The organism is Paenibacillus zeirhizosphaerae (assembly GCF_030705605.1).
GTDB lineage: Bacteria > Bacillota > Bacilli > Paenibacillales > Paenibacillaceae > Paenibacillus > Paenibacillus zeirhizosphaerae.
This window is the reverse complement of sequence record NZ_JAPCKK010000011.1, coordinates 420,015-433,203: the sequence shown is the minus strand read 5'-3', so window position 1 is coordinate 433,203 and position 13,189 is coordinate 420,015. Positions and strand designations below refer to the sequence as shown.

General features: G+C 45.0%; 15 protein-coding genes and 1 tRNA gene. 13 read left to right on the top strand and 3 right to left on the bottom strand.

All coding sequences use genetic code 11. The features are described from left to right. Window positions 1-54 precede the first annotated feature (54 nt). The 6 genes from mnmG (at window position 55) to OIN60_RS06680 (ending at window position 6,372) form a co-directional block, all read left to right on the top strand. Complete coding sequence (mnmG, locus tag OIN60_RS06705; RefSeq protein ID WP_305754069.1) at window positions 55-1,941, top strand: tRNA uridine-5-carboxymethylaminomethyl(34) synthesis enzyme MnmG; 1,887 nt, start codon at window positions 55-57, stop codon at window positions 1,939-1,941. Beyond that, entirely contained in the window at window positions 1,941-2,672 is a 732-nt protein-coding gene (gene rsmG, locus OIN60_RS06700) for a 16S rRNA (guanine(527)-N(7))-methyltransferase RsmG (RefSeq protein ID WP_305754068.1), read from the top strand. Before mnmG ends, rsmG begins: the two co-directional genes overlap by 1 nt. A 376-nt stretch (window positions 2,673-3,048) precedes the next feature. Beyond that, window positions 3,049-3,867, top strand: a complete 819-nt coding sequence (gene noc, locus OIN60_RS06695; protein WP_305754067.1) for a nucleoid occlusion protein — start codon at window positions 3,049-3,051, stop codon at window positions 3,865-3,867. A 195-nt stretch (window positions 3,868-4,062) separates the two neighbouring features. Beyond that, window positions 4,063-4,824, top strand: a complete 762-nt coding sequence (locus tag OIN60_RS06690; protein WP_305754066.1) for a ParA family protein — start codon at window positions 4,063-4,065, stop codon at window positions 4,822-4,824. After that, complete coding sequence (locus tag OIN60_RS06685; protein ID WP_305754065.1) at window positions 4,817-5,659, top strand: ParB/RepB/Spo0J family partition protein; 843 nt, start codon at window positions 4,817-4,819, stop codon at window positions 5,657-5,659. Before OIN60_RS06690 ends, OIN60_RS06685 begins: the two co-directional genes overlap by 8 nt. A 191-nt stretch (window positions 5,660-5,850) precedes the next feature. Next, the gene (locus tag OIN60_RS06680) at window positions 5,851-6,372 is read left to right on the top strand and encodes a DUF4446 family protein (protein ID WP_305754064.1); all 522 of its coding nucleotides are present in this window, start codon (window positions 5,851-5,853) and stop codon (window positions 6,370-6,372) included. Here the strand turns inward: OIN60_RS06680 and yyaC are convergent. Next, on the bottom strand, window positions 6,326-6,931 hold the full coding sequence (yyaC, locus tag OIN60_RS06675) for a spore protease YyaC (RefSeq protein WP_305754063.1): 606 nt from the start codon (window positions 6,929-6,931) through the stop codon (window positions 6,326-6,328). The genes OIN60_RS06680 and yyaC overlap by 47 nt on opposite strands. A 163-nt stretch (window positions 6,932-7,094) precedes the next feature. On the opposite strand from yyaC, the gene OIN60_RS06670 reads away from it, so the two are divergent. From OIN60_RS06670 to OIN60_RS06660, 3 genes are all read left to right on the top strand, one after another. Then, entirely contained in the window at window positions 7,095-8,030 is a 936-nt protein-coding gene (locus tag OIN60_RS06670; RefSeq protein ID WP_305754062.1) for a mechanosensitive ion channel family protein, read from the top strand. Further along, a complete protein-coding gene (locus tag OIN60_RS06665) occupies window positions 8,020-8,241 on the top strand; it encodes a DUF951 domain-containing protein (protein WP_305754061.1) in 222 nt (73 codons plus the stop codon). The genes OIN60_RS06670 and OIN60_RS06665 overlap by 11 nt, the downstream gene beginning before the upstream one ends. A gap of 72 nt (window positions 8,242-8,313) precedes the next feature. After that, window positions 8,314-8,404: transfer RNA gene (locus OIN60_RS06660), tRNA-Ser, on the top strand. 146 nt (window positions 8,405-8,550) lie between these two features. On the opposite strand, the gene OIN60_RS06655 is transcribed toward OIN60_RS06660, so the two are convergent. Beyond that, a complete protein-coding gene (locus tag OIN60_RS06655; RefSeq protein WP_305754060.1) occupies window positions 8,551-8,868 on the bottom strand; it encodes a hypothetical protein in 318 nt (105 codons plus the stop codon). A 352-nt stretch (window positions 8,869-9,220) separates the two neighbouring features. Beyond that, window positions 9,221-9,415 carry a YjzC family protein gene (locus tag OIN60_RS06650; protein WP_305754059.1) on the bottom strand — a complete coding sequence of 65 codons (195 nt, stop codon included), beginning with the start codon at window positions 9,413-9,415 and terminating at the stop codon, window positions 9,221-9,223. 196 nt (window positions 9,416-9,611) lie between these two features. On the opposite strand from OIN60_RS06650, the gene rpsF reads away from it, so the two are divergent. The 4 genes from rpsF to OIN60_RS06630 all read left to right on the top strand — a co-directional run bounded on the left by rpsF (window position 9,612) and on the right by OIN60_RS06630 (window position 13,123). Beyond that, the gene (gene rpsF / locus OIN60_RS06645; RefSeq protein WP_305754058.1) at window positions 9,612-9,896 is read left to right on the top strand and encodes a 30S ribosomal protein S6; all 285 of its coding nucleotides are present in this window, start codon (window positions 9,612-9,614) and stop codon (window positions 9,894-9,896) included. 48 nt (window positions 9,897-9,944) lie between these two features. Then, window positions 9,945-10,421: a single-stranded DNA-binding protein gene (ssb, locus tag OIN60_RS06640; RefSeq protein ID WP_305754057.1), complete on the top strand. Its 477-nt coding sequence runs from the start codon at window positions 9,945-9,947 to the stop codon at window positions 10,419-10,421. 20 nt (window positions 10,422-10,441) lie between these two features. Next, window positions 10,442-10,711, top strand: a complete 270-nt coding sequence (gene rpsR, locus OIN60_RS06635) for a 30S ribosomal protein S18 (RefSeq protein WP_018883688.1) — start codon at window positions 10,442-10,444, stop codon at window positions 10,709-10,711. Window positions 10,712-11,383: 672 nt separating this feature from the next. Continuing rightward, a complete protein-coding gene (locus OIN60_RS06630; protein WP_305754056.1) occupies window positions 11,384-13,123 on the top strand; it encodes an ABC transporter substrate-binding protein in 1,740 nt (579 codons plus the stop codon). Window positions 13,124-13,189 lie beyond the last annotated feature (66 nt).

Sequence of the window (13,189 nt, the reverse complement as noted above, 5' to 3'; positions counted from 1 at the left end):
TATTTTAATAATATACGTACCGGATATTTCCGGCATCAAAGGAGGAAGAGAGAAATGGGATACCATGGCGGCAGCTATGATGTGATTGTCGTAGGTGCCGGTCACGCTGGAGTAGAAGCGGCACTTGCGGCGGCCCGAATGGGCGTGAAGACACTTATGATTACAATTAACCTGGACATGGTGGCGTTCATGCCATGCAACCCGTCGATCGGGGGACCGGCCAAAGGCCATGTCGTACGTGAAATCGATGCGCTTGGTGGAGAAATGGGACGTAATATCGATAAAACCTTTATTCAAATGAGGATGCTTAATACAGGTAAAGGCCCGGCGGTACACGCGCTACGTGCGCAAGCCGATAAGTTTTCTTATCAGCATACGATGAAGGAAACGATGGAGCTGGAGCCCAATCTGACGATGCGTCAAGGCATGGTAGAAGAGCTGATCGTTGAAGAAGGGCAGTGCGTCGGTATTATCACCAAAACAGGTACGGAATACCGGGCTAAAGCGGTAGTATTGACAACGGGTACCTACCTGCGCGGTAAAATTATTATGGGTGAGTTGATGTATGAAAGCGGCCCAAACAATCAGCAGCCGTCCGTCCGTCTGGCGGAGAATCTGCGTGAGCTCGGCTTTGAATTGGTTCGTTTTAAAACAGGCACACCGCCACGTGTGCATAAAGACAGCATTGATTTTAGCAAAACAGAGATCCAGCCCGGGGATGATCAACCTAAGTTTTTCTCCTATGAAACAAAATCTTCCGACAATGAGCAGCTCCCTTGTTGGCTCACTTATACGTCGGAGGTAACACATCAAATCATCAATGACAACCTGCATCGTGCGCCGATGTTCTCTGGGGTTATTGAAGGCACAGGTCCGCGTTATTGTCCTTCTATTGAGGATAAAGTTGTTCGTTTCGCGGATAAGTCGAAGCATCAAATTTTCCTTGAGCCTGAAGGTAAGAACACTTCGGAGTATTATGTACAAGGACTTTCGACGAGTTTGCCGGAGGATGTGCAATTGGCTGTACTTCGTTCCATTCCAGGGATGGAAAAGGTGGAAATGATGCGTAATGGTTATGCTATTGAGTATGATGCTATGGTGCCTACACAACTGTATCCTTCGCTTGAAACCAAGCGTCTTCCGGGGCTATTTACAGCCGGCCAAATTAACGGCACTTCCGGCTATGAAGAAGCGGCAGGGCAGGGGATTATGGCCGGCATTAATGCAGCTCGTAAAGTTCAAGGGGAAGAACCGGTTATTCTGGATCGTTCCCAAGGCTACATTGGCGTATTGATTGACGATTTGGTAACCAAAGGCACCAATGAGCCTTATCGCTTGTTGACCTCCCGTGCAGAGTACCGCTTGCTGCTTCGTCATGACAATGCGGATTTGCGCTTAACAACAATTGGCTACGAAATTGGATTGATTACCGAGGAGCGTTATCAACGTTTTCTGGGTAAAAAAAGCAAAGTCGAGCAGGAGATTGAACGTCTCGCTGCTGTAAAAGTCCGTCCGGTGGAAGTTAATGCGATGCTGGAAGCAGCCGGATCGGCACCGATTCAGGATGGAAGCAATTTGCTGAACATGCTGCGCCGTCCGGAAATCAGCTACACCCAAATTGAGCAAGTTTCTCCTTCACCAGTAGAGCTGGATGACGAAATGAAAGAACAGGTAGAAATCCAAATCAAGTATGCCGGTTATATCGAAAAACAGCTTCAGCATGTAGAACGTCTGCAAAAGATGGAGAAGAAGAAGCTGCCTGAGGATATTGACTACAATGAAGTCCAAGGTCTTGCTATGGAAGCCAAACAGAAATTGAATACTATTCGGCCGGTTTCGATAGGGCAAGCTTCTCGAATTTCGGGAGTAACGCCTGCGGATATTTCTATTCTGCTTGTATATTTGGAGCATTATAATCGGGTGAAGGCGGCAAGAGCATAATGACGGATGTAATTCAACAGCAATTCAAGGATAGACTGGCGGATCACGGTATTCTGCTTAATGACCGGCAGCTCGAACAGTTTGAGATATACTTTCGTGAACTGGTGGATTGGAACGAGAAGATGAATTTGACCGGAATTACGGAACGGGAAGCCGTATATACCAAGCATTTTTATGACTCGATCTCGCTGGCTTTCTATACGGATATGAAGCAAGTGTCCAGACTGGCTGATATCGGATCAGGGGCTGGTTTTCCGGGAATCCCGCTCAAAATTTGTTTTCCGCATCTTCAATTAACCATTATTGATTCTCTGCAAAAGCGAATTTCGTTTTTGAACCATATTTGTGAATTGGCAGGACTTAGTGGAGTTGAGCTGATTCATGGAAGGGCGGAGGAGCTGGGACGTAAGCTGGGTTATCGGGACAGCTATGATTTGGTTACCGCCAGAGCTGTAGCCAAGCTTGCTGTTTTGAATGAGTTTTGCCTTCCTTTTGTACGTAAAGGTGGGGTGTTTGCAGCCATGAAAGGAAGCGATCCGGCGGAGGAGCTGCAAGAGGCGGCTTTCAGTCTGAAGGAGCTTAGTGGTAAGGTTAGGGAGGTTCAGGCTTTTCAGCTTCCAGTAGAGGAATCAGCCAGACATATGATTCTGATTAATAAAACAGGTGATACTCCTCGTAAATACCCAAGAAAACCGGGGACACCTTTGAAAATGCCGTTAATTAAAAATTAGAACCAAGAGGGAGTGTTTCACGTGAAACATTCCCTCTTTTTGGTTTCTACTGGTTGTCTAGACCATACAAAAGATTAAAATTAGGGAAAAGCCGTCTTGCTTGTTTTTTTAGATAGGGATGCACACGACAGCGATTGGAGGAATACTTCGTTCTTGGAGCGCCTCACAACATGCAAAAAGTTTGTTATAGTTCAATTTTTTCGGGACACTTATCTTCCATATAGGATAATAGTTTCAAAAGAGAAAGCACGGGCTGGAACAGATAGGATTATAGATGAAAAAGTGATAGAATAGAAGTGACCGTTTTTGCATTCACTAGCCAACAAATCGGCTGGCACAGATATGTCCATTTTGAAATTAGGTGGTATTATACGGAATGAAAGAACAATTTTCAAGGCTGTTTGGTTTTACTGAGCGCACAAGTGGGGACGAGGTCAAACATATCCCGATCCATGAGATTGTAAGCAGCCCATACCAGCCCAGGACGATCTTTGATGACGACAAAATCGATGAGTTGTGCCAGACGATCAAAACACATGGCGTAATTCAGCCGATTGTAGTCCGAGTCCGTGACGGCCGCTATGAGATTATTGCGGGTGAGCGGCGCTGGCGTGCGGTAACCAAGCTTGGCATGGATAGCATTCCGGCAATCGTCCGGGAATTTAATGATTCGCAAGCTGCTTCCATTGCGTTAATTGAAAATTTGCAGCGTGAAGGGCTGACTGCAATTGAAGAAGCTGTAGCGTATCAGAAATTGATTGATCTGCATCAGTTGACTCAAGAGAGTCTTGCACAGCGCCTTGGTAAAAGCCAATCCACCATTGCTAACAAAATTCGTTTGTTGAACCTGCCGGAAGTCGCCAAGACAGCGCTCATGGAGCGCAGCATTTCCGAAAGACATGCCCGCGCCTTGCTTTCATTAGATAGTGAGGAATTGCAGCAGAAGGTACTCTCCGAAATCATAGCTAAAGAACTGAACGTGAAACAGACGGAGGCGAGGGTTGCTTTTTATAAGGAATCGTCCAAAATCAAAAAATCCAAACGTATCTCGTTTACAAAGGATGTCCGTCTGGCATTAAATACGATTAGGCAGTCTATTGATATGGTATCCGGTTCAGGCTTAGACATTAAAACAAAAGAAACCGATAATGAAGACCATTATGAAATCGTTATCCATATACCAAAACGCAAGTGAGTAATTGAACCGTAAAAAGCGGCAGCGATTGCCGCTTTTTAAGATTATAGAATTATAAATTTTCAGCGAAGCTGGACAATTCTATAGTCGCAAGAAAAGCCTCCGCTAAAGCGGCCTGGCTTCTTAGAAAGTACGTCGATAGACGTTTTTCTTACTACTACAAGAGACCCCCTAATAAATTATGAGGTGAACGAATTGTCCAAAATTATAGCCGTAGCGAATCAAAAGGGCGGAGTAGGAAAGACGACCACTTCCGTTAATTTGGGCGCCGGTCTTGCTTCCCTCGGCAAACGGGTATTGCTCGTGGATATTGACCCTCAGGGTAATACAACAAGCGGTGTAGGCATCAACAAAGCAGATGTGCCTAACTGCATTTATGATGTGCTTATTAATGAGGTTGATCCCAACGAAGCAATAATGCCTACTCAAGTGGAAGGCCTGCATATCATCCCGGCCACTATTCAATTGGCTGGTGCAGAGATTGAACTGGTGCCTACGATTTCCCGGGAGCTTCGACTGAAAAAGTCGCTTCAACTCGTTAAGGATAGATACGATTATATCTTGATCGATTGCCCGCCATCCCTGGGCATCCTGACGCTTAATTCGCTGACGGCGTCTGACTCGGTAATCATTCCAATCCAGTGTGAATATTATGCTTTGGAAGGTTTGAGTCAACTTTTGAATACGGTAAGACTGGTACAGAAGCACTTGAATACTTCGCTGCAGATCGAGGGTGTGCTTCTGACCATGTTCGACGCACGTACGAATCTTGGCATCCAAGTCATTGAAGAAGTCAAAAAGTACTTTCAAAATAAGGTCTACCAAACGATTATTCCCCGTAATGTCCGTTTAAGTGAGGCGCCATCACACGGCCAATCCATCATCACTTATGATCCCCGTTCACGTGGAGCGGAAGTATATATTGAATTGGCAAAGGAAGTGGTTTCTTATGAGTAAAAGACTTGGAAAAGGTCTCGATGCACTGATTCCATCCCTTTCCGTCAATGATGACGATAAAGTAGTGGATATCCCACTGGGTCAGTTGCGCGCTAACCCTTATCAGCCACGAAAAGTGTTTGAAGAGGAAGCGATTAAGGAACTGGCTGAGTCGATTCGCCAGCATGGAGTAATTCAGCCGATTATAGTGAGAAGCGTCTTGAAAGGATACGAAATCATTGCAGGCGAACGCCGGTTCAGGGCTTCACAATATTGCGGCAATACAACCGTCCCGGCAGTAGTCCGTAATTTTACTGACCAGCAGGTTATGGAAATTGCGCTTATAGAAAACCTTCAGAGGGAAAACCTGAATGCCATGGAAGTGGCGGTTGCTTACCAAGGGTTGATGGAGCAGTTTTCGCTCACTCAGGAAGAATTATCCATGAAGGTCGGAAAATCACGCTCTCATATTGCTAATTTCCTCAGATTGCTTTCCTTACCGGATGAGGTTAAGGACTATGTTTCACGTGGAACATTATCAATGGGACATGCCAGGGCTATTGTAGGAGTGAAGGATGAACAGGTTCTCAAACAGTTAGCCAATCAGTGCATCGAACAACATTGGAGTGTTCGTGAGCTGGAGGAGGCTGTCCAAAACCTGGATCGCCAGAAGGAAGACGATCAAAGCAAGCTCAAGAAGAAAAAGAAAGATCCGTATATTGAAAATGTGGAAGAGAGCTTGCGTGAACGATTCAAAACGACCGTAAGGATTAAGCACAATAAAGATAAAGGGAAAATTGAACTAAATTATTACAGTCAACAGGACCTTGAGCGATTGCTGGAGCTTCTACAGTGATTTTTGCGGTAAGTAAATTACAGGCTGCAAAATGAAGCAAAAATGACATATCAACCTCCATTGTAAGCAGGGGAGGGATATGTCATTCTTATGTCTGAATAAGATGCATCCAGAATTTTCAATGAGACATATGAAAAAGCCACATGCGCAAGCACGACAATTATACAAGGCAGAGGAGTAGAAGCAAGTCAATGGCTGAATTGAACGGTCTAATTATGGAACAAATATCTTTGTTCATCGCGGGTATCACATTCATTATATTAATGCTGCTGATAATAGTTATGGTGCAAGGGGCAAAGCTGAGAAAAATACACCGTAAATATGAAGTTATGATGTCTGGCAGCGGTGTAGATGATTTGGAGACCTTGTTGATTGATTTGAAGGTGCAAATGGATTCCATCGAGGACGAACAACAGAAAAACCGGTCTATGATGGATGCCATACGAAACAGAATGAACGGAATGAAAGCGAATATCGGGATGAGCCGCTACAACGCTTTCGGTGAACGGGGAGGAGAGCTGAGTTTCTCACTGGCATTACTGGATCAAGAGAGCAACGGAATGGTGCTGACAGGCATCTACAACAGGGACGGTTCTTATGTGTATGCTAAGCCAGTGGCAAAGGGGACATCCTCCTATATGCTATCTGATGAAGAGAAGGAAGCCATTACTCTTGCGCAGCAAGAGGCACAGAATGGTAGTTCCACTCTTTAATGGCTAAATACAAGCTTTTGGAAATAATATCCGAAAGTTTCATTACTAAGCTAAGTCTGGTGTTTTGAAGAACAAAATACTCCATAAAGCCGCCTACGTTTACAATACCAGTCAAATGGATATTTCCGACAGGCGGCAATTCTTTGTTTACGCCGGCACCGGGACGGAGAGGTCCTTCGGCTACCTGAATACAGCCGACGCTGGAGCTTTGACCCAAGCAGGCATCAATGCCAATGATAAACGGATTTTTATGAAGACGATGAATTCGATCTAAGGTATCCTGCAAGTTCACGGCATGCACCGGTTCGTCCAGTGTACCATACAAATGAAAGAGCGGACTTTTCCATTTGGCAAGACTTGTCCCGACAAGCGGTCCCAAGGCGTCTCCGGTAGAACGATCTGTCCCGACACATACAATAACCAGGTTCTGCAAACTGTGAGCCTGATGAAGATAAAATAACAGACGGTGGATAATGGCAGATTGGATTCCGGAATCGGTGTATGGTATTTTAAGACTGGACGGCTCCGGTTTGGAAACAGAACTGGACGAAGGATTCATGATATCTTCCTTTCCTGCATCGATTATAGTAGTAACTAGTATATGGAATGCTTTATGTTTTTATACTTGGCACGGTGAGAGAGTTAGGCTGTGAGAAAATATAAAGCATGCAGGTCTGGATAATTAAATAACACTAAACTAATAAGGAAGGATGAAGAACAGTATGCTGCAGCAAGTACTTAACAACAATGGCATAAATACAGCAGATGAAGCAGTAGAGCAGGCTGTTCAATGGAGAGATGAAATGTGGGCATGGTTGACAGATGTCGGTATGTGGACGAACCTGTTGTATGTTTGTTTGAAAATAGCCATCATTTTTCTCGTTGCACGGATTGGAATTCGCATTATCTATAAATTAATCGATAAGATGATGGAACGGCGTGAGGGGACGAGAATCCGTTTGAATACCCGGCGAATGACCACGATCGGAGAATTATTAAAAAATGTAATATCTGTTACATTCAACTTTATTTTTATTTTGCTCGTTTTATCACAAATGGGCATTGAGCTGGCTCCTTTAATTGCGGGTGCCGGTGTCATTGGGCTGGCTGTTGGTTTTGGCGCCCAAAGCTTGGTCAAAGACGTGATAACGGGTTTCTTCATTATATTTGAGGATCAGTTTGGAGTAGGCGATGTGATTCAAACGGGTACTTTTAAAGGAACGGTGGAGGTCATCGGCCTGAGGACTACAAGGCTGGTAAGCTGGCAGGGAGAGGTGTATATTATCCCTAATGGGTTGATCACTACCGTAACCAACTTCTCCATGACAAATGCATTGGCTGTGGTGGATATTCCAATTAAGACCGAAAAAAGTCTTAAAGAGGCAATACAATTAGTGAAAAAAGCTGTGGAGGGCATCCAAGAGCGGAATTATAAAGTGACAGCTCCGCCCGACGTGCTGGGTGTTCAATCCATGACAATTTCTGAATATGTCATTAGGGTGGTTGCGGAATGCCGTCCGAATACAAATGCCATTGTGCAAAGAGAAATTCAGACAGAGGTCAGAAAAGCTTTCGAAGAGGAAGATGGAGTGTATCTGGCCATTCAGGAAATGGCTGCCACGGTAGAGGCAGAGGAGGAGCGGAAGGATGGAGCGTAAAGTATTCCAGCTAGGGGATATTGTCCAGATGAAGAAGCCGCATCCTTGCGGCAGCAATGAGATGGAGATTATACGGATGGGCATGGACATTCGTATCAAGTGTGTGGGATGTAAGCATAGTGTGTTAATCCCGCGGGCCAAGTTCGAAAAAAATATGAAAAAAGTGTTGCGCTCTACAATGGAAGAATCCGAATCCTCCGAATCTATGTGAAGTTTGTCAGCCCTGTAATTTGGTCTTTGAGTTGCAATGCTGCTTATATTGTGGTAAAATTTATATTGCTGCGGAAAGGTACCCAAGAGGCCCAAGGGGGCTGACTCGAAATCAGCTAGGCGTCGCAAGGCGTGCGTGGGTTCGAATCCCACTCTTTCCGCCATAACTACAATATGAATCATAAACCTTCCGTTCAGGTACGGGAGGTTTTTTTGTATCTTCAGCAAATGATAAGGAAGGATATATAAAAGCCCCGAAACCGAGAGGGTTCAGAGCTTAGCAGGAATAAGTGGTATAAAATTTTCGTTCTCAGAACGGATTAGGCGGATAATTGTACCGGGGAGAATTCTTGATTCCTGTCATGATACATAGAATACCTGCAATGAGATGCATCAGCCAACCAACGACTGGGATCCAGGCGAGAAGGGAAGTAAGAATGCCGAATAACGATCCGTAAGCAGGCTCCTGGTTGCGGACGGATAAAATAACGGTAATGGCATGGAGCACAAACATAAAGCCAAGTGCGCTGTAGCCTGAGAAAATAATGATGGAGCCACCGATGATCGGTATGGCCAAACCAAGCTCCAAAATGCCGGAAATCCATTTCAGAATACGGGAAATACTCATCTAAAAACCCCCGTGTCAAGAAGTATAGTTCATTGGATTTAGTCTATCCGAACCATGTGAAGTCACCCTAAATTCTACCATATAAGACTATGGACATCAAGAAGGAGGACCTTTGAGGGCCCTCCTTCTGTCCGGCGGTGCATAATGGATTATGATCTTTCCTCAACATCCTGAAACTCAGTGTATTGCCTGGCAATACTGGTGCTTAAAAGCACTTTCTGCTGCTTCTAATGCCTGGAGTCGATCTTCCAACAGTCTCATGTCCGGCTACGTCATCCAACGGAACCACACCTCTCTGCTGCACCGCCTGAAGATATTATGAGCAGAAGGGCGGCTCGTTATACATCATGAATTAGTGCACGCGCGCTTTCGTTTTCTTTTTCCATTTTCGGTCCTTATTTGTTGTTTCCGGAAATGATTCTCCTTTATGGAGCTTTACCTGCTGCGGATCTGTGATTTCTGTATGAAAGCTGGCTTCCCCGACCTCCATATACACTCCATTGTTTGGAGCTTTATCGCCCGGCTCAAACTCGGTTTTTTCACCCATGTGACAGTCCTCCTTTAGTCTTATCAAATTTGGATGCAGATAGCTCCACATGTATTGTGCCCGTACCGGATGATAACATGTGTTTTGATGTTGCAATGAGGCTGTCCATCTGGTATACTTTTTTGGTGCGAGTTTAGGCTCGTTCCTTGCTCTCAACCGAGATTGAGGGCCTTATGTCCACGAGGAGGTGTATGAAATGCGCAAATACGAAGTGATGTACATTATTCGCCCTGACATTGATCAGGAAGCCGTTCAGGCTGCAGTCGAAAAGTTCCAAGGCATCATCTCCAACGGCGGTGGTGAAATTACTAAACACGACGTAACTAAACGCCGTCTTGCGTATGAGATCCAGAAGTTTCGTGACGGTTCTTTCGTTCTGGTTAACTTTACAGCAGAGCCTGCTGTAGTTACCGAGCTTGAGCGTCAAATGAAAATTTCTGACGAAGTCATTCGTTATCTCATTACGAACGACGTTGCTTAATAAACGTTTGGTGATGTAGTTGCACAACGCTCAAAGGAGGGGATTAGATTGTTAAACCGTGTCATTCTGATCGGTCGGTTAACCAGAGATCCGGAACTTCGCTATACACCGTCTGGTGTGGCAGTAACCCAGTTTACTCTGGCTGTGGATCGTCCGTTTTCAAGCCAAGGCGGGGAGCGGGAAGCGGATTTTATTCCTGTGGTTACCTGGCGGCAGCTTGCGGAAACCTGCGCCAACTATCTTCGTAAAGGCCGTTTGACGGCTGTTGAGGGACGCATTCAGGTAAGGAATTATGAGAACAACGAAGGTAAACGGGTATACGTTACCGAAGTGGTCGCTGATAATGTCCGATTCCTTGAATCGAACCGTGAAGGCGGTAATAGCAACGGCGGCGGCGGAAGTATGCGTGAGGAGCCTTCTTACGGAGGCGGCAGCGGGCGTGGGAATTCCACGCGTAACAATCAGGATCCTTTTTCCGATGACGGTAAGCCGATTGATATTTCGGACGATGATTTGCCATTTTAAAACGAAAGGACTGACACAGAATGGGCTTCAGACAAAGAGAAGGCGGAGACGACAACAAAAGACCGGCTCGTCGCGGTCGCAACAAGCGTCGTAAAGTATGCTTCTTCACTGTGAACAAAATTACTCACATTGACTATAAAGATACAGATTTGCTGAAAAAATTCATCAGCGAGCGTGGTAAAATTTTGCCTCGCCGTGTGACTGGAACAAGCGCGAAATACCAACGTATGTTGACAATCGCTGTCAAACGTTCCCGTCAAATCGCTCTGCTTCCGTACACTACGGAGTAATAGCATTTTGACAAGCATGAAGGCGTCCTCTCCAGAGGGCGCTTTTTTGTTGTACAGAAGTGCAAGAATTTCCCAAGGGACTCCACTCCTATGCTTGACAGAAGTAACATGACATTGTAAGTTATTACTAATCCATTCTTATCCAAACCCCAAAAGTGGCTCCACAATAGATTCTCCTCTAGTTATTTCCAACTTAATATACTCCAACAGTTCGGAATGATTTCAACCTCAGCATGATTGTTGATCCTCTGTTTTTTTGACCTTTAATGTAATATGTATGTTAATTTAATACTTCTATTTAACTACATTGAACCTGAACATTCCATTTTTTCTTCAATAAAAGATAACTTTATCTTGCGAAAAATATATTGACGTAAAGTAAATTGACACTGTAAGATGAATCATAATTAATGGGGAAAGTTAACTGCTCGTTGTAATTGACCAACGGTTTATAGGTCAGCATTTTTCCTATAAGAAATGTAGAGGGGGTGCACTGCCACAGATTCCAGGTTTCTCCTGCAACGATCACCAAGAATTCATATGAGATTAGCGATTTTTTTTCATCTTTTGTGGTCAAGTTCAAAGCTAGTGCTTTGCCTTCTTTGCCTGTGAATTACAGGCCCAAATTATAATGTAAGTTGTCCATGCTTACTGGAGGGGGAAAATTACCGCATGCTAAATATGAGAAAATGGTTTTATATGGTCTTGATGATTGCTGTGATTGGTTCGATGCTGACAGCCTGCGCATTGGGAGGCGGAGGTGAGGCTCAGACTGCTGAACCGCCAGCCGCAGCAACAGAAACAACAGAAACGGCAGAGCCTGCAAGTGAAGGATTATTTGAAGCATCTGATATGTCGCTGAATCCGGATTTGGCGAAGCAGCGTACGGATACAGTGGTTGTAGGCATGTCCGCTCCTAAAGGAGTATTTAACCGTTTATTCCGCCAGACGGTCTATGACGATTATGTTGCAAGATCTATATTTGATTCATTCGTGCAGGTCGAGAAAGACGGTACATATACAGAGAGTCTAGCGGACAGCATAGATGTTTCTGATGACGGACTTAAATATACATTCCATCTCAAGCCGGGGATAACCTACAGTGACGGTACACCTGTGACAGTTAAAGACTACGCTTTTATGCTGAAGGTGCTGCATGATCCGGCGTACGATGGAGAGATTGATGCGCTGTCCTTTAACATCGCAGGCGGTCGGGACTATTTTGAAGGAGATGCCAAGGATATATCGGGTGTTAAAGTCATTGATGACAACACCATAGAGATTACAGTCACTGAAGCAACGGCATATACGAAGGATTTCCTCGGGGACCTGCCGTTCATGCCAGAAAGCTATTACGGAGCGAATTATACGAAGGGGAATATGGACGGAATCAAGGCTTTGCATGACAAACCTATCGGTTCCGGGCAATATGTGCTGAAAAGTTTTTCACCCGGCCAGGAAGTTGTGCTGGAGGCAAATCCAAACTACTTTAAAGGTGCTCCAAAAGTGAAGACGGTCATCTTCAAGACCACTACGGAAGGCACCAGCCTCTCCATGCTGCAAACGGGTGAAACGGATATGGATAACATTACCGTTACCGAAGACAATGTTGAAGAGCTGACTTCTCTTGGATTTTTGAACGTGCATATTATGCCGACAAACGGCTATGGATATATTGCTTTTAACCATAATGAAAAGAAATTTCAGGATCCGCTGGTCCGTCAGGCGCTGACGATTGGGCTTAACCGGGAGGAAATAGTGCAGGGTGTCTATGGTCCATACGCCAACGTGCTGAACATTCCGCAGTCTACGGAGTCTTGGGCATACACGGACGAGGGCATCGAGTCCTACTCCTTTGAAATGGAGAAAGCGAAGCAGATGCTGGATGAGGCCGGATGGAAGGCTGGAGCCGATGGAATACGGGAAAAAGACGGTGAGAAATTTACGATTAACTTCTCCGCTACCGCTGACAATCCTGTAATCGATGCACTGCTGCCCATCATGACGAACAATTACAAGGAGCTGGGAATCGACCTGACTTCCGAAACGCTGGACTTTAACGCCATCATGGATAAAAAGGATACAGGCAACTTCGATATGTTCTTTGCGGCATGGAGTCTGGAACCCGATCCAGATACAACGACGTATATTACGGACGGAGCGCAGAATGATCTCGGATATTCCAATCCTAAGGTGGATGAGCTGACCTTGGCAGCCAAGAAAGAGCTGGATCAGGAAAAGCGAAAAGATCTATATAAACAGCTATATCAGGAGCTGAACAAAGATTTGCCAGTTATTTTCCTGTACCAGCGACGGGATATGTGGCCAATCAACGGTAGGCTGAGCGGGTTTGATATTTCTCCTTTTAAAGAATTTGAATATAGCTTGTACAATGTGGAAATTGCCCAATAGCCGGAAGTCCCATATATGCTCAGCTCGTATTGAGCTGGGCATATCACTTATCAGCCGGGAGGAATC

Excerpts from the sequence above, each read along its gene's own strand:
- mnmG (WP_305754069.1), top strand. The coding sequence starts at position 55 with ATGGGATACCATGGCGGCAGCTATGATGTGATTGTCGTAGGTGCCGGT.
- rsmG (WP_305754068.1), top strand. The coding sequence starts at position 1,941 with ATGACGGATGTAATTCAACAGCAATTCAAGGATAGACTGGCGGATCAC.
- noc (WP_305754067.1), top strand. The coding sequence starts at position 3,049 with ATGAAAGAACAATTTTCAAGGCTGTTTGGTTTTACTGAGCGCACAAGT.
- OIN60_RS06685 (WP_305754065.1), top strand. The coding sequence starts at position 4,817 with ATGAGTAAAAGACTTGGAAAAGGTCTCGATGCACTGATTCCATCCCTT.
- OIN60_RS06680 (WP_305754064.1), top strand. The coding sequence starts at position 5,851 with ATGGCTGAATTGAACGGTCTAATTATGGAACAAATATCTTTGTTCATC.
- yyaC (WP_305754063.1), bottom strand. The coding sequence starts at position 6,931 with ATGAATCCTTCGTCCAGTTCTGTTTCCAAACCGGAGCCGTCCAGTCTT.
- OIN60_RS06670 (WP_305754062.1), top strand. The coding sequence starts at position 7,095 with ATGCTGCAGCAAGTACTTAACAACAATGGCATAAATACAGCAGATGAA.
- OIN60_RS06665 (WP_305754061.1), top strand. The coding sequence starts at position 8,020 with ATGGAGCGTAAAGTATTCCAGCTAGGGGATATTGTCCAGATGAAGAAG.
- OIN60_RS06655 (WP_305754060.1), bottom strand. The coding sequence starts at position 8,868 with ATGAGTATTTCCCGTATTCTGAAATGGATTTCCGGCATTTTGGAGCTT.
- OIN60_RS06650 (WP_305754059.1), bottom strand. The coding sequence starts at position 9,415 with ATGGGTGAAAAAACCGAGTTTGAGCCGGGCGATAAAGCTCCAAACAAT.
- rpsF (WP_305754058.1), top strand. The coding sequence starts at position 9,612 with ATGCGCAAATACGAAGTGATGTACATTATTCGCCCTGACATTGATCAG.
- rpsR (WP_018883688.1), top strand. The coding sequence starts at position 10,442 with ATGGGCTTCAGACAAAGAGAAGGCGGAGACGACAACAAAAGACCGGCT.
- OIN60_RS06630 (WP_305754056.1), top strand. The coding sequence starts at position 11,384 with ATGCTAAATATGAGAAAATGGTTTTATATGGTCTTGATGATTGCTGTG.